A 15,006-nucleotide genomic window follows, 5' to 3' on the forward strand; every position below is an offset into this window, starting at 1 on the left:
CTCCAGCCGCGTTTCTTCATTTGTGCTGGCAGCGCGTCGGTTTCGAGTCTGCTGACGCCCTATCATGGGGGCGGTGGTTCGTGACTCACTTTGCGCGGGCCAGGTGAGTGTGGATGTGCCGGCAGTTGCCTTGGCCAGTCACATGTCGCCGAGCACCCGTCGGGTCTCGGCGGCGATCTGCTGCGTCTCGCCGGTTGCGACCACGAGGACCGGGACACCTCTCACCGCCTGATCGATGCGTCGGTGGCCTTCCCGCATCAAATCTTCCAGTTCGGGGACGAGCAGCCCGCCTCGTACACCGAGAACAGTCAGGGCCGAGCAGATCTCCTCGCGTACCTCGGGTTGGTCTTCGCCGATCTCCCCGGTGAAGACCAAGGCGTCCAGCCGGTCCAGCGAGGCGGCCATCGAGGCGATGCCCCTGCGGCAGCTGAGTGTGAACGTCGCCAGCGCCAACGCGGCCGCGGCATCACCCTCCGCGCGGGCGCGCACCAGGTCCCGGGTGTCTCCCGAGGTACCGGAGAGGCCGAGCAGACCGGAATGCCGGTGGAGTGTGTCATCCAATTCGTCCGTGCTCAGACCGTGCCGCCGCTGCAGCCACAGCAGCGCGCCGGGGTCGAGGCTGCCGCTGCGCCGACTCATCACCAGGCCTTCCAGCGGAGTGAGGCCCATGGTGGTGTCCACGCTGCGTCCGTTCCGGACGGCGCAGGCCGAGCAGCCGCCGCCCATGTGCACGAGCACGACCTGGAGGTTGTCGACGGGTCGGCCCAGGGCCTGCGCCGTCCTCTGCAGTGCCCACGAGTAGGAAAGCCCGTGGAAGCCGTACCGGCGCAGCTCGTATTCGGCTCGCCATCGCTCCGGCACGGCGTACGTGCGCGCCTGTGCCGGCAAATCCTTGTGGAAGACAGTGTCGAAGCAGGCGACGTGAGGAACGTCGGGCAGGAGTTCTCGTGCGGCATCGACCACATGCAAGGCAGGGGTCACGTGCAACGGCGCGAGATCGGCGACGTCCGTCAGCAGAGCCCGTACGCGTGCGTCGATCAGCGTATGTCCAGTCAGGTGCGGACCGCTGTGGACGAGGCGGTGACCAACCGCCGCAGGAGCGGGCACCTCGCTGAGGAAGTTCCGCAGTTCCACCGCCGCGGCAGGCCCCGGGGGCTCCGAGGAGTCTCGATCCGCCACCCGTTCACCGTCCGCCGCGAACAGAGCGATGTGAAGGCTCGAAGAGCCGGCATCGAGGACCAGTACGTGACCATCACGGCTTTCGTGGGAGCGGTCAGCACTCATCACACACCTCCAGTGCACTCGCGTCCTCCGGCACGGTGCGCCCGCCCCGGAGTGCGACCCTGCGCTCAGGGTCGCACTCGGTGCGGACCGGGTTGTGCTCCGCCCGGCTCGGCAGGTCGGTGAAGAAGACGCTGATGTCCCAGTCGCCGTCCTCCAGGCGGGTGCCGACGTGGCAGACCCCGGGTCGGCGCCAGGACGGGCCGCAGGTTCCTGCCGTTCGTGTCCGCGTCGGGCTGCCTCATAACCCTTGTCCTGCCGCCTGGTAGGCCTCGTCCCCGCCGAGGCTTGTGCCGAAGGCCCCGCCGATCATCCCGAGGGCGGTGATGACGGCATGCTGCACGGCGCCGAGTGCGGTGGCGAGGTTCCAGGTGGCGCTGGTGATGAACAGGACCATCGTAGCCGTGGCGAACACGCCCGCCAGGGCCCGGGAGAGGGAGCGAACAGCCGCCAGGGGCCGTTGGCGTACACCGTGCCGGCGACGAGTCGGGCGCGGCCGCGCAGGCCGGGCACGACGTAGCGCCGGGGCTGCTCGGGGCCGGGACGGGTGTCCGGTACCGGTTCGCGCGGGCGGCCGATCACCTCCAGGCGCCCGGACGTCTCCTCGTGCGCGACCGGCTCTCGGACGACATCCGCGACGGCCTGCCGCACCCGACGCCGAAGGCGGCGAACCACAAGGGCGGGAAGGAGGACGAGCGCGGCACGGAGCGCGGTGTCGGCCTCGACGCTGATCGGGTAGAGCCGGGCCCGCCGCGGAAGGTCGCGAGAAAGATCGCCACGTCCCACTCGGCACCGTCCAGGTGGTTTCCGACGACATCGGCGATGTCGCACACATCGGCCTACTCACTCACGCTGAGCGGGGCGGTCATCGTGTCGACCTGCCATCCGCCCCGAGCACGCACTGCCCGGCGGAGATGATCGGCCAACCGGGAGGCGAGAGCCCGCGCGATCTCCGAGGGCAGACCGGGGTCGGCCAACAGCACGACACGCACGGATCTGCCGAGGAGGTCTCGGGCACGTCAGCCGTCATGACCACACCTTCGTGCGCCTCGCGCCATGGCGGCCGCGAGGGACCGGCGATCCGCGAGTGTCACCCACCGTGCCCCGGCGCACACGCAGCATCCGGGCCGCCGGCGCCGTGACACGGGCGCCGTACCGAAGGCCCCGGATCACCCGGCGGATTCGAGGGCCTGGGAGAAGTCAGTTCCGAGCTGCGACATCAGGTCGTTGAACTCCTTCTCGCTGATCGCCTCGCGGAGCACGGCCAGTACGGTTCGCACACCCCGGTCGGCTTCCTCCTCCTTGAGCATGGTGCGTTCGGCCACACGCCGCACGCTGTCGTAGTGGCCGAAGCGCTCGATGCGGTCCGTGGTTCCCCGGCGCACCGCCTCCGCGAGGCCCTCGGGGAGCTCGGTGATCAGGTCCCTGGCCTCCCCCGGGCTCAGTCTGTGGGCCAGCGTCTCGAGCGTGGCCCAGGTCAGGTCCGCCGCCTCCTGCCGGCTCAGTCCGGTGCGCTCGGCGACGGTACGGACGAATTCCTGCTCATCCATGCGTCGTCCTCCTTCGCTGCTGTGTTGCGACGAACGGCGCGGATCCCCTGCAAGCCTGCCACGCCGATCCGGCCCGCGCCCGCCCACGGACGGCGGTGACTACGACCACCCACGGCTTGACGCCTCCGTGCACCGTGGTGTTGCAGGGCCTCGCCGGCCAGGTTGAGCTCGTCGTGCTGCACACAGGCCAAGAGCCACACCGTGAGAGCGCCGACGCAGCCGAAATCGGGTGGCGACTCTGCGCATTCGACGTGAACCACAGACGACCCGGGTGCCACGGCTTGCCGTGCATGGGGCGAATCAGCATGTGTGAGCGGGTCCGGGCGTGGAAACCCGAGGTGACCCGACTCCAGGGAGGCGTCGCCGTCGGCCGTCCCGGCATCCGCAGAGCGGCCCAGCCTCCGCCGCCCGGCCCACCCACTGCGGCGCTGCTGACACCACTCCCACAGGAGTTCCAGCGAGGCGTCAGCCGTGTCCGCCCATCACGATCTTCCACACTCGGGTCGCCACCTGGAGGTTCAGCCGGTCCTCGACGTTCGCGAGGTCGTTGCCGCTGATGTCGCGGATGCGCTGGAGCCGATAGCGCAGCGTGCTGCGGTGGATCGCGAGGGATTCGGCGGTCTCGTCGTAGTTGCCGCCGCAGTCGAAGTACCGGGACAGGGTCTCCACCATGGCCGCGTGATGCCGGGAGTCGTAGTCGATGAGCTGCCCGAGCCACTCGTGGACGAACGTCTCCAGTTCCCGGTAATCGTTGCCGGGTCCCAGAATGCGGTAGAGGCCAAGCTCGTCGAAGAACGTCGTGCCGTAGCGCTCGCGGGACTGGCGGCGCACCTCCAGGGCGCGCTGCGCCTCCTGGTAGCGGTGGGGGATGTCGTCCAGGGAGTCGCAACGGGCGCTCACCCCAATCGTCCCGGACCGTGTCCCGGTCTCCCGAGCGAGCGCCTCGTACAACGCGCGGGCGTGCGGCCTGTCGCCACTGATGAGGACGACGTGGTCGGAGCGGCGAGTCAGCAGCGAGCGCATGCCCACCGCAACGGCCGCCTGACTCACGGTCTGCGCGAAGGAATCGTCGGCGGTCCGGTTCGACCACTGCACCACGGCGACGTAGTGGCTGCCGTGCAGATCGTGTCCGACTGCCTCGGACCGGGCGTAGGCGCTCGGCTCGTCCGTCCCCTCCAGGAGGTCGTCGGCCAGCTCGCGGTGCAGCCTCAGCTCCACTTCGGCCAAATTGCGCAGGTGCGTCAGCTCCAGGGCGAGCGACGCGGCGGCGTATCCAAGCGCGAGTACGGTGTGCTCGTCGGCCTCGTCCCGGGCATCGACCAGCGCCAGCACACCCAGGATCTCGCCGTGCGGGCGGATCAGGGTGATCAGCCGGTCCCTTATCCGCACCGGCCCGGCCTCTTTGGCGACGGCGTGCAGCATTTCGTCCTGGCGCACGGGGTCCGGTTCCGGATAGGGGGCGGGGCGATCGGGACCGGTCCAGGACCTCAGTCGACCGAAGCGGTCCTCGAGCAGCGCGGGAAGCCCAGTAAGCCCGTGCAGTGCGCGGGTGACAGCTTCCTCGCCGCCGCCCGAGGCAGCGACGTCGGCCATGAGAGCGTGAACGGCTCGCTCGTAGCCCAGCTCAGCCACCACAGAGATCAGCTGCCGCTGGAGGGTTGTGCGTTCCTCCCTCAGCCGGTGCAGTTCCAGCGCGTCCTCGCGTTGGCGGCGGTGTGCGAAGGCGACTGACAGTGCAGCGGCGGTGTGCCGGACGAGCGTGACGAGCAGGGAGTACTCGGCCTCGGTGGGCCGGGAGCGGGACGTCACCACGAGGTAGCCGTGGAGCCTCTCAAGTCCGCGGAGCCCCAGGGCCCGGCCCCAGGGCCGGCCGGGTACGGTCACAGGGCCGTCTTGCCCGGCCAGCTCCCGCACCCTGCAGTCCACGGTCGGGGCATGGATCTCCCCGTTACTCGGGCTGGGGACCAGGTCGTCGCCCACCTTGAGGTATCCGGCCTCGGCGCTGTATGGCCCCGCGGCGGCTACGTGGTCCATGGCCAAGCGAAGGATCTCGCCTTCGTCCGGGGTGTCGAACAGGGCGCGGGAGAGCGCCATCAGTTCGTGGGGGACATGGTCGGCTGGGGTTGGGGCGAGCGGGCGAGGCTCTTTGCGCGCGGCCCAGGGGTGCCGCCCGGCGCTGCCCCGCGGAAGGCTGCCCTCCCGGTCGGAGCGCCGGCGGTACAGGTTGTGCGCCCGGCTGCCGACCATAGGATCACTCCGTTCTCTCCAACCCTACAGGGAGGCGAGCGGTGTTTCGCGTACCCGCTCAGGGGCCGGCTTACCCGAGATGTGTGGCTCCTTTCTTTCGTACTCGTGGGGCGACCGGACCTGTGCATTCCTGACTCGCCAGGCGCAGGCGTGGAGCCACCCGGTTCGTCACCCTGGGGAGTGCTCGAGAATCTCCCTGTGCACCGGTAGGAACCCGGCGTGGGCCACCTGGTGCGGCCCCTGCCGCATGACCAAGCCCCCCGCCCTCGACAGGTCGCCCGCGACCTCGCCGGACGGATCAAGCCCATCAAGGTCGACATCAACAATATCCATGGGGCAGTCGGCGGCTTCGAGGTGCAGGCGATGATGACCCTCCTCGTCGTTTGGACCAGGGCAAGACGCTCGCCGGCAAGGCCAGCGCGGCACCTGCGCTCGTCCTGCGTTCGTGGGTCGGGCAAGCGATGGCGCATGAGCGGATTGCTCGAGTCCACGGTGGGCGGCGCCGCGTCCGCAGCCGCGTGGACCCCCACTCGCGGACGTCACAGAGCCGACGACGCCTTCGAGGTCGAGATCCAACTCCCTGGTGTCAAGAGCAAGGACATCGACGTCGAGGCCAACGGACAGGACCTGGTGGTCACCGGAGAGATCAAGGAAAAGGAGCGCAAGGGCGTCCCCCGCCATGGCACCCGCCGGACCGGTGCCTTCGAGTACCGGCTGAGACTGCCCGGAGGGAGGACGCCGAGAACGTCACAGCGGATATGTCGGCCGGTGTGCTCACGGTCACCGTCCCCAAGGCGGAGGTCACCAAGCCCCGTCACATTCGGATCACCGAGATCAACGGGAGCGGCGGTCATTGAGCCGAGGAGCCCGGCGGTGCAGGACAACAGTCCAGAACCGTCGGGCGCTTCGGGAACGAAAGGAGCCATGAGATGACCGAAACGGGTTTCTCCTCTTTCGACACGATGGTGGACAAGGCCAACCGGCTCCTCAGGGAAATCGAGGAGGCCAACGGCTGGCCCAAGGAACGCCGGAAGCAGTCGTACGCCGCACTGCGCGCCGTCCTGCACGGGCTACGAGACCGGCTCTCCGTCGACGGGGCCGCGCACTTCGGGGCGCAGCTCCCGACCTTGATCCGCGGCATCTACTACGACGGATGGAAGCCGTCCGAGACACCAGTGAAGCTGAGCGGCGAGGAATTCCTCCAACGCGTCCGGGACGACTTTCCCTACTCGGTCAGCGGCGGCATCGAACGAGTCGTTCGCACCGTGCTGGAAGTTCTGGAACGCCACGTCAGCGAAGGCGAGTGGGACCACCTCAAATCCGGTCTGCCGAACTCACTGGCCTCCGTATTGCCGTAGCCGGTCGGCGGCACCCGAACCGCCGGCCAGGAAAGAGGGTGTGCCACGGGGCACAAGAAAGTTCGCGGCTCCGGACAAGGCCAAGACGGCCAAGACAGAGCTGAATTCGGTGACCCGAACACCAGCTCGCTGGCGAGCTCAAGGTCGACATCGACCGGCGCCGGTTGTTCGCGCAGCGGTTTCGGGCGATGTCGGCGCTGACCTTGGTCCTGTTCGACACGGGAATGGAGGAAACCATAGTGGGGCGTGACTGAGCAGCCACCGCACGCCAGGCGGCACGCGGGAATCGCAGGTCACCCTGTCGTGGGGGCCGGCCTCTCCCGGAGTCATGAAAGGCGCCGCAACACCCACGCGCCACGGCCTCATCGACGCCCGCACGCTCACTCACTCACCGGACGAACTCGGCAACGCCGAATTTCTGGGCGACATCCTCCGGTGGGACCAGGGGCGGGGCGATCTCTGCGGGCAGGACGCTGGCCAAGTGCCTGGCCTCGCCGCCCGTGATCTGCTCGGCCAACGTCAGCATCGTGGCCCCGCTCAGCTCCCTAGCCTGCCTCTCGGGCACATGGGCCCGCCAGCTGACGAGCCGGATGAACGCGTCGCTGTGCGCCAGTCACTGCCCGCCTTCTTCACCTTCCTCGGTAAAGGGGCGCACCGAGTCCAGCAGGACCCTCAACGCACCGGTGAGTATCCCGACCTCGGCGACGCGCTGGGCGTACGGGTCCTGCGGGTGCTGCCGCTCGGCCTGCTCGGCGGCGTTCACCAGGATCTGCTCGGCGGCCTGAGCCGCGGTGCGCAGGGCGGCACGTTCGATATTGCCGGACATTGTGATCTCCCCTGGATTCGGGCGTCGGGCACAGGATTCCCCCCGGAATGCTTCGACATCGCCAGCAGTCGGTTTCCCGGGAATGCCACAGGTAGGGCACGGGTACGAAGTGCCTCGGGACAAAAACTGAGGAGGAGATATGTCTTCCACCAGCGTACGGGACGTGCTGGACGCGCTGCAGGACGTCAACTTCCCTGCGGACAATGAGGAGCTGGTCAAGGCCGTCGAGAATGCCGGAGCGCCCGAGGAAGTGGTCAAGGCGCTTCACGCCATTCCCCCCGGACGAGTACGGCAACCGGGATGATGGCCAGGTCGGTGCGCGTCGACCCGGCATCCGACCTGGCGACGCAGCGCAAAGCAGGCCCGGCACAGCGGCCGCCCCGGCCAATCGCAGCACCTGCGTGACGTCCCCAAGCCGTCGGTCCAGGACCAACTCGACCAGCACTGATCCGCCCCGCAGGGCATGCAGACGCCGGAACGCCCCATGGACAGCGAATCGAACACATTCGCCGCCGCCTGACGCGGTTCCTCAACAACCTGGACCACAGCCTGGAAGAGGCGGCAGACGTGGTGGTGCGCGTGAAGACCAGCGAGGCCGGCGGCGGAACCGCACCAGCCTCCTGAGCAGTGCCGCCATCCTCATCCGTCCCCGGGTGCCGGACCGCCCGGGGAGGGGTACGTCGCGGTCAGGCGCCGTGCGTGTCCCGGACGCCGAGTTCGTCGATGTGCCCCAGCAGATCGAGGGGGTCGGCGTACACCCGGAACGCCTGGGCCCGCTCCAGTTCGTCCTGCCCGTATCCTCCGGACAGCAGCCCCACTCCGAGTGCCTCCGCCCGCCGCGCAGCCAGCAGATCCCACACACTGTCTCCGACGACGACACAGTCGCGGGCGGGGATTCCGAGCCGCGCCGCGCCCTCCAGGAACAGATCGGGGTCCGGTTTGGCGCGGCTGACTTCCTCACGGGTGACCGTTGGCACGTCATGCGGCACGGCGAGTCTGGCGAACATGGGTGCGGCGTCGTCCCGGCGGGCGCTGGTGGCGATCGTCCAGGGGACGCCGCAGTCCGTCAGCGTCCGAAGAAGCTCGGCGGCTCCGGGCAGCGGCCGGATGGCGTTCGTCCAGCCTTCGAAGTGGCGGTGATGGGCGTTCTGCAGTTCATCGGCCTCCTTCGGCGTCAGCCGTACGCCGGTCTCGCGCATCATGGCCTGGACGAGCAGGCCACCACTCATCCCGATCCTCCGGTGGATCCGCCAGATCGCCAGGCCGATGCCCATCTCGTTCAACGCCTGCTGCCAGGCGATGACGTGCTGGTAGACGCTGTCGACGAGTGTCCCGTCCAGGTCGAAGACGAACGCCGCGGGCCTGGTGGCCGTACCATCGGACATCTTCCACATCCCTCCCGTCAGCGGCTGGCCCGCTGGCTCGCAGGTCAGTCTGAGCACCGGAGTCCCCACGCTTCGCCGCCCGGATCTGCTCGTCCCCATGGTCCGCAGTTCGCCGAAGCGCGGGACGACCGGCAAAGATCTGCGGACCGAGCGAGCGCAGCGCCACTGTCCGGAAAGGCGCCCAGTGCCGTGGCGCGGCTCGCGTCCCGTGCCGGGGGCCCTCGCATTCCTTTGGTCGTCGGCGGTTGGTCCGTGCGTCAGGGCACGGACCGCTCGCCGTCACCGTGCCGACGACGTAAGCAGCGGACGCGTGTTGTGTCGTGTGTTCACAGTGTCGAGCATTTCGTCCGGGCGCTTCCGCCTGCAGGATCAAATGGCGGCTTCGCCTCTTGTACTGGACGGACGAAGGGAGATACCAGCAGCGGAATGTCCACCGAGCCGCGCAGAATGTCATAAAATGGAATATGCCGTCACCCCGTGGACCGTTTGGCCAGAGATCGAGGTGACGCCATGAATGCCGTTGCGCAGGACAACGTCTCAAGGCGCCGGGGGTCTGTCATTGGGTGCCGAACCGGCTCTCCTGGCCCGTGCCAGCCGCACAGCACGCAGCAGGCGCAAGGGGAAGAGCCCTACCAACGGTGCCCGTCGCCCGAGGTCTTCGGCGTCCTCGTGGTCGAACGCCCGCGCATAACGTTCCGCGTCCTCGGCGCTCGGATACCGCTTGCTGCCATGCGCCCCGCAATCGCGCTCGCAGTGCCAGTGCATGGTGGCGCCCTCGCTCTGGAAGCGGAACCGGTGTCCGACAAGACGGCAGCGCAGCACAAGGAGGGACGGTACGCCGGACACGGGGCGCGAGTCCGGTGCCTCGCCCGTACGGCGGATCGGCCGTGTCCCGAGGTGGGAGCGGCGGCGGCATGACCACCACCTCCGAAGTCCGTGTCATCACCACGAAGGTCCCCGCTCGCCTCGACCGGTTGCCGTGGTCCCGGTTCCACTGGCGGATCGTCATCGGCCTCGGCACCGTCTGGATTCTCGACGGGCTCGAAGTGACCATCGTCGGCGCGGTCGCCTCACGCATGACTGAACCGAACAGCGGCATCCACCTCACCAGCGCCGACATCGGCACGGCCGCCGCGATCTACGTGGCGGGCGCATGCGTCGGTGCCCTGCTCTTCGGCCGGCTCACCGACCGCTACGGGCGCAAGAAGCTGTTCATGCTGACGCTCGGCATCTACATCCTCGCCACGGTCGCGACCGCCTTCGCCCACGACGCCTGGTACCTCTATCTCGCCCGGTTCTTCACCGGCATGGGCATCGGCGGGGAGTACGCGGCGATCAACTCGGCCATCGACGAACTGATCCCCGCCCGCAACCGGGGGCAGGTGGATCTGGCCATCAACGGCAGCTACTGGGTGGGATCCGCCCTCGGCAGCCTGGCCGCCCTGGTGCTCCTCGACGAGAACCTGCTCCCGGCCGGCCTCGGCTGGCGACTGGCCTTCGGCCTCGGCGGCATCCTTGGTCTCGGCATCATGATGGTCCGCCGCCATGTACCGGAGAGCCCGCGCTGGCTGTTCATCCACGGTCACGAGGATGAGGCCGAAGGCATTGTCGACCAGATCGAGGACGAGGTATGCCGGGAGACCGGTCAGGACCTGCCCGAGCCGGCCGAGGCCGTCACCGTCCGGCAACGTGACGTGATCCCGTTCACCGAGATCGCCCGAGTGGCCCTGCAGCGGTACCCGCGACGCGCCCTCCTCGGCCTTGCCCTCTTCGTCGGCCAGGCCTTCCTGTACAACGCGATCGTCTTCGACCTGGGCACGCTCCTGAGCGGGTTCTTCGGGGTGGGCTCCAGCTCGGTGCCGTACTTCCTCACCATCTTCGCGATCGCCAACTTCCTCGGCCCGCTGTTGCTCGGTCGGCTGTTCGACACCGTGGGCCGCAAGCCGATGATCGCGGGCACCTACTTCGGCTCGGCCGCCGTGGCGGTGGTCCTTGCCGTCCTGCTGGTCAACGGCTCGCTGACGGCGTGGTCGTTCTTCCTTCTGGTCTCGTTGGCCTTCTTCGTCGCGTCCGCCGGAGCGAGCTCCGCCTACCTGACCGTCAGCGAGGTCTTCCCCATGGAGACCCGAGCCCTGTCCATCTCCCTGTTCTTCGCCGTCGGCACCGCCGTGGGCGGCATCACCGGGCCGCTGCTGTTCGGACACTTCATTCACAGCGGCAACACCACCCTCGTGGCCACCGGCTTCTTCATCGGAGCGGCGGCCATGGCCCTCGGCGGGCTGGCCGAGGTCGCCTTCGGAGTGAAGGCCGAACAGCAGTCCCTGGAGAACATCGCCAGGCCACTGACCGCTGAGGAAGCCGACGCGGCCTGGCGGGGCGAGTGGGCGCCCCAGGCCGAACGCGACCGCCTCCGCCCTGCGGACATACGGCAGGCCGCGCGCGAGCGGGACCAGCGGATCGCCGCCCGCACGGCCGGCCGCCGGGCGCGAGAAGCCACCGGGGCGCGGCGCTACCGTCCGGGCGTCGGCGCGGGCAGTTCCTTCTACTCGCCGGGGATGGCCGGAACCACAGGCGCCGCGAGCCGCACCTCCGCCATGGCCGAGCAGCGCCTCGACGAGGAGATCGAGGAACTGGTCCGGGCCCTCGAAGAGAGCGGGCCCGCCACGCGCGAAGGGCTCGAGCAGGCCGTCCATGGCCGGTCGTGGGGACCCGGGCGCTTCGCAGGGGCCTTGCGGGAGGCCGTCGGGGAGTCCCGCGTCCGCCACCTGCCGGACGACCGTTACGCGCCGCCGGACCGGCCCGGCAAGCCAGGCGGAGCATCCGGCACTCAACGGAACCGCAGCGCGTGAGCTCTGGCCGGTACTGTGCTTACTTCCCCGGCCCCGGTGGTGGACCTAGTCCGGCGGCGCAGGAACGCGTCGTCGTCCGGACGCTGGTCGACCGCCGCCACGGCCCTCGCCTACCTCGCCGGTCTGTGGCTGTCCGGCAATGCGCAGCCCCTGCTGGCTCCGCTGACGGCCTTGCTCGTCGTGCAGGTCACGCTGTACGCGACGTCGACTCTCGGCATCCGGCGCATCGCCGGCGTGCTGATCGCCGTCGGCTTCACGGACGCCGTGGGACTGACCTGGTGGAGCCTCGGACTGTTCGTCCTGGTCTGCCTCCAGCTCGGCCCCCTGCTGCATCTGGCCCCCTGGGGAAGGAGGTCGCCGTCACGGACATGCTCGTCCTCGGCGTCGGCGGGCAGCGGACCGAGGCGCTCGGGCGCGTCATCGAAACCCTGGTAGGCGTGACCGTGGGCGTCCTTCAACCCGGTTGTGGCCCCGCCCGTCTACGTGGGGCCTGCCGGCGAGGCGACCAGGGACCTCGCGGCACGGCTGCGGCTGCTGCTCCTGCGGATCGGCGACGAACTGGTACACGGCGCCTCCGCCCGCCATGTGACGGCCTGGCTGGAGGAGGCGCGGCGACTGGATCACCAGACCGCCGATGTGGACGCGGCCCTGGCCAGGGCCGAGGAGAGACTGCGCCTGAATCCGCGGGGACGTCCGGCACCCGGCACCAGGCTGGTCCTGCGCAGCGGTCTGAACGCCATGGAGCACTGCGCCGTCGGCCTGCGCTCCCTTTGCCGGACCTTACGACTCATGAACCGACTGGAACAGACGCCCGCGGGTCTCGCACACCGAGGACTGCCCGGGAGCCCGGGCGCCGACGCCTGGGAGGTCTGCTGCGTTCGCTGCGGTCCGACGAACTGCGGGTGTGGTGCGACGGTCGTGTGGATCCGAGCAGGAGCTGGTCGTTCGGCCGTTCCGGACGATGAAGAACACATCGCGAGCTGGGAGGAACAATGCGGACCCGGACACTGAGCAAGATCGGCACACAGCTGTTGCGTCTGCGCCACGACTCGACACAGAGCTCACAGGACCGGGCGGCGCCGGCCGACTACGGACTGGACCACAGGAAGGTCGCCGAATTCGCCGCCGGCACGCTGGACGCGGAGGGCGAGGCGGCGCTCGCCCATCAGGTGGCGCGGCTGCTGCCCTTCCACTGGACCTGGCCCAACCAGGTCGCGGAGGAGATGTCGCAGATCATGGACCACGTCGGTGACCAGCGCGAGCTGATGGCCTGGCTGGATCGGCACCCCGGCCTGCCACGGCTGGTGGCCCGCGTGTACGTCTTCATGGGCCTCCTCGACAGGTACAGCGCGCTGCCCGCGGTCGTGACCGCGATGCGTGAGTACCGGGAGCGGACACCGTATCCGCCGAGCCTGGAGCCCTACTTGGTGCCCGCCACCGATGACGACACGCTCGCGAGCATTGCTTTCAAGATCGAGAAACTGCTCGGCGAGGAGCGGACCCGGGAGGCCGCCGAACTGGCCCTGGCCACTGCGGCATGGCTGCAGCAGATCGCCCCGCGCGCGCGGGAACTCAATCCTGACGTCGGCGACTTGAACGAGCTGATGGGGCAGGCTCGACAGGATATCCGGGCGGCAGCAGCCGACATCTGAACACGACTGTCGATAGGACGGTAAACGGCATGACGGTGAAACTGAACGCGACGGCGTACAACCACGCAAAGAAACTGACCGAAGAGGGCCGGATCGTCCTGGACGACCGGGACGAGTGGAGCGAGCACCAGCCTTCGGCAGCGGACGAGAATGCCTACCTCGAGGAGCACGGATTCAAGGCGTACGCCAGGTGGTACCTGGGCATCGATGACGAGATGGGAGAGGAGACCAAGGGCCGGTACAAGTTCCCCTACGGCGATTTCGAGCGCGTCCACCGCTGCGGTGTGCTCTCTGCCGAGGTCCGCGCCGGACAGCAGAAATACGCGGACATCGAGAACGCCGCCGCGCACCTGCACGGACTGCTGGACGGCAGGCGGGCCGGGAACCGGTGACAGCGCCGGAAAAAGTGCACCCTCACCCGGCCCCCGGCGCCCGCAACTGTCGTTTGCTGCACACGAGACGACGTGCTGGCAGACCGAGTCGAACCTGCCGGCCGGCTATGGGACGGTCCGCCAGGCACCGCTGTTAGCAGCAGTGCACACGCGAGGATCTCCATCGCATCCCGGACAGGCGGCCGACCCGGCCGAGGAGCGCACAGCGAGTCGGACCTCTGTGCCCCCAAGAGGGTTCCTCAAACCCGCCATAAGGGCGGCTTCACGCGGAGATGTCAGCGTCCGACGGCGTCGCGATCTTCGCGCGCCCCTCCAAGCGCGGAGAATCGTCCTCCGTAGGGCTGTCATCCCCGGCAACACCCAGCCGCCCCATGAACGCGGGCTCGCTGAGTGCCAGGACACTCTGCAGCCGCTCCCGCAGTTCCGTGTACGGCACTCCTGTGCCAGGTCGCTGTGCTGCCACGGGAGAACAACGAGAGGCGCCAGGCGGGCGATGTCCGCCGGATGGGTGTGGTTGCGAAGCCGCTAGCAAGGGGCATGGCCGACCGGGACGGACGAGGCTGAGAGCAGACAATGTGCGGGGCCAGAGCTCTGGCCGGACACTTGAGTGAGATCGCTCGCTGCCTGCATGGAAACCGGGGTGCGATGCCCATGGAACATGGCACGACACGCTCTTCCACTGGAACGAACGTCGTGCACACGGGTTCCGTGTTCGGCGCACCGTGCTGGGTGAGCCTGACCAGCCGCGATCTCGACACGACGCAGCGTTTCTACAGTGCCGTACTGGGCTGGCGATGGCGCACTGCCAGACTGGGTGACCGCTTCCTGACCGCGCTGGCGGACGGGATACCCGTCGCGGGGGTCGCAGGGATGGCCACTGTCTGGCATATGCCGGTGGCCTGGACGCCATACTTCGCCGTCGCAGACGCGGACGAGACGGTCGCCCGCGTCCGGGAGCGTGGCGGGACCGTGGCCGTGGGGCCGCTCTCCTTTGCGCCCGGCAGGGCGGCACTGCTCGCTGACCGCGACGGGGCCATCTTCGGGGTATGGCAGGGCAGGCTCGTCACCGAGTGGGAGGCGTGGCGGCAGGCTGCACCGGTGTTCGTCACCCTCCACACTCGCGACGCTTTCGATGCAGCGATCTTCTACGGCGAGATCCTCGGCTGGGCTTCGGGTCGCTCTGGCTGCTGCGAGGTGGAGTACGAAGGGGAAGAGGTGGTGCTGCGCAGCCAGGGTTCCGTCGTGGCGCGCATCGAATCTGGCGCGGTGGATACAGCGCCCGACCGCTCGCTCCGGCCTCACTGGCAGGTCCACTTCGTGGTGGCAGACGTGCCGGGGTGTGCCCGAGCCGCACGAGAGCACGGCGGCGACGTCCTCGCGGAGAGCGAACACGAGGCGGCGCTGCGCGATCCTGACGGAGCACTCTTCATGGTGAGCTCAAGCCGGGACCACTGACGCCTCTGGCC

General features: G+C 68.9%; 15 protein-coding genes and 1 pseudogene. 9 read left to right on the forward strand and 7 right to left on the reverse strand.

Annotation, left to right across the window (positions count from 1 at the left end):
- Nucleotides 1–138: 138 nt before the first annotated feature.
- The 4 genes from GV126_RS10910 to GV126_RS10925 form a co-directional block, all read right to left on the reverse strand.
- On the reverse strand, nucleotides 139–1,284 hold the full coding sequence (locus tag GV126_RS10910; RefSeq protein WP_159664837.1) for an acetate/propionate family kinase: 1,146 nt from the start codon (nucleotides 1,282–1,284) through the stop codon (nucleotides 139–141).
- A 238-nt stretch (nucleotides 1,285–1,522) separates the two neighbouring features.
- On the reverse strand, nucleotides 1,523–1,696 hold the full coding sequence (locus GV126_RS10915) for a hypothetical protein (RefSeq protein ID WP_159664840.1): 174 nt from the start codon (nucleotides 1,694–1,696) through the stop codon (nucleotides 1,523–1,525).
- A 754-nt stretch (nucleotides 1,697–2,450) separates the two neighbouring features.
- Nucleotides 2,451–2,831, reverse strand: a complete 381-nt coding sequence (locus tag GV126_RS10920; RefSeq protein ID WP_159664843.1) for a DUF2267 domain-containing protein — start codon at nucleotides 2,829–2,831, stop codon at nucleotides 2,451–2,453.
- 465 nt (nucleotides 2,832–3,296) lie between these two features.
- The gene (locus tag GV126_RS10925) at nucleotides 3,297–5,078 is read right to left on the reverse strand and encodes a PucR family transcriptional regulator (RefSeq protein ID WP_159664846.1); all 1,782 of its coding nucleotides are present in this window, start codon (nucleotides 5,076–5,078) and stop codon (nucleotides 3,297–3,299) included.
- Nucleotides 5,079–5,546: 468 nt separating this feature from the next.
- Here GV126_RS10925 and GV126_RS37275 point away from each other — a divergent pair.
- From GV126_RS37275 to GV126_RS10935, 3 genes and pseudogenes are all read left to right on the forward strand, one after another.
- Nucleotides 5,547–5,750: pseudogene (locus GV126_RS37275) on the forward strand (Hsp20/alpha crystallin family protein); the annotation flags it as partial.
- A gap of 86 nt (nucleotides 5,751–5,836) precedes the next feature.
- Nucleotides 5,837–5,935, forward strand: coding sequence for a hypothetical protein (locus GV126_RS37280; RefSeq protein WP_328707332.1), 99 nt, complete (start codon nucleotides 5,837–5,839; stop codon nucleotides 5,933–5,935).
- Between the two features lie 72 nt (nucleotides 5,936–6,007).
- Complete coding sequence (locus GV126_RS10935; protein ID WP_159664848.1) at nucleotides 6,008–6,436, forward strand: DUF2267 domain-containing protein; 429 nt, start codon at nucleotides 6,008–6,010, stop codon at nucleotides 6,434–6,436.
- Nucleotides 6,437–6,824: 388 nt separating this feature from the next.
- Here GV126_RS10935 and GV126_RS10940 read toward each other — a convergent pair whose 3' ends face one another.
- Nucleotides 6,825–7,049: a DUF2267 domain-containing protein gene (locus tag GV126_RS10940; protein WP_272910356.1), complete on the reverse strand. Its 225-nt coding sequence runs from the start codon at nucleotides 7,047–7,049 to the stop codon at nucleotides 6,825–6,827.
- The gene (locus tag GV126_RS10945; RefSeq protein ID WP_159664854.1) at nucleotides 7,050–7,262 is read right to left on the reverse strand and encodes a hypothetical protein; all 213 of its coding nucleotides are present in this window, start codon (nucleotides 7,260–7,262) and stop codon (nucleotides 7,050–7,052) included.
- Nucleotides 7,263–7,401: 139 nt separating this feature from the next.
- Here GV126_RS10945 and GV126_RS36350 point away from each other — a divergent pair, with 139 nt between their 5' ends.
- The gene (locus tag GV126_RS36350) at nucleotides 7,402–7,566 is read left to right on the forward strand and encodes a DUF2795 domain-containing protein (protein WP_236569949.1); all 165 of its coding nucleotides are present in this window, start codon (nucleotides 7,402–7,404) and stop codon (nucleotides 7,564–7,566) included.
- Nucleotides 7,567–7,948: 382 nt separating this feature from the next.
- Here the strand turns inward: GV126_RS36350 and GV126_RS10955 are convergent, their stop codons facing one another.
- Complete coding sequence (locus GV126_RS10955; RefSeq protein ID WP_159664857.1) at nucleotides 7,949–8,647, reverse strand: HAD family hydrolase; 699 nt, start codon at nucleotides 8,645–8,647, stop codon at nucleotides 7,949–7,951.
- 914 nt (nucleotides 8,648–9,561) lie between these two features.
- On the opposite strand from GV126_RS10955, the gene GV126_RS10960 reads away from it, so the two are divergent.
- The 5 genes from GV126_RS10960 to GV126_RS10980 all read left to right on the forward strand — a co-directional run bounded on the left by GV126_RS10960 (nucleotide 9,562) and on the right by GV126_RS10980 (nucleotide 14,995).
- Complete coding sequence (locus GV126_RS10960) at nucleotides 9,562–11,496, forward strand: MFS transporter (protein WP_159664860.1); 1,935 nt, start codon at nucleotides 9,562–9,564, stop codon at nucleotides 11,494–11,496.
- 36 nt (nucleotides 11,497–11,532) lie between these two features.
- Complete coding sequence (locus GV126_RS10965) at nucleotides 11,533–11,931, forward strand: aromatic acid exporter family protein (RefSeq protein WP_159664863.1); 399 nt, start codon at nucleotides 11,533–11,535, stop codon at nucleotides 11,929–11,931.
- 557 nt (nucleotides 11,932–12,488) lie between these two features.
- Complete coding sequence (locus GV126_RS10970; RefSeq protein WP_159664866.1) at nucleotides 12,489–13,148, forward strand: hypothetical protein; 660 nt, start codon at nucleotides 12,489–12,491, stop codon at nucleotides 13,146–13,148.
- Nucleotides 13,149–13,177: 29 nt separating this feature from the next.
- Nucleotides 13,178–13,540 (forward strand): hypothetical protein, encoded by a 363-nt coding sequence (locus GV126_RS10975; protein ID WP_159664869.1) that lies wholly within the window; start codon nucleotides 13,178–13,180, stop codon nucleotides 13,538–13,540.
- Nucleotides 13,541–14,191: 651 nt separating this feature from the next.
- Nucleotides 14,192–14,995, forward strand: a complete 804-nt coding sequence (locus tag GV126_RS10980) for a VOC family protein (protein ID WP_159664872.1) — start codon at nucleotides 14,192–14,194, stop codon at nucleotides 14,993–14,995.
- Nucleotides 14,996–15,006 lie beyond the last annotated feature (11 nt).

Origin of the sequence: Streptomyces mexicanus, from assembly GCF_902506575.1 — a bacterium.
Taxonomy (GTDB): domain Bacteria; phylum Actinomycetota; class Actinomycetes; order Streptomycetales; family Streptomycetaceae; genus Streptomyces; species Streptomyces mexicanus.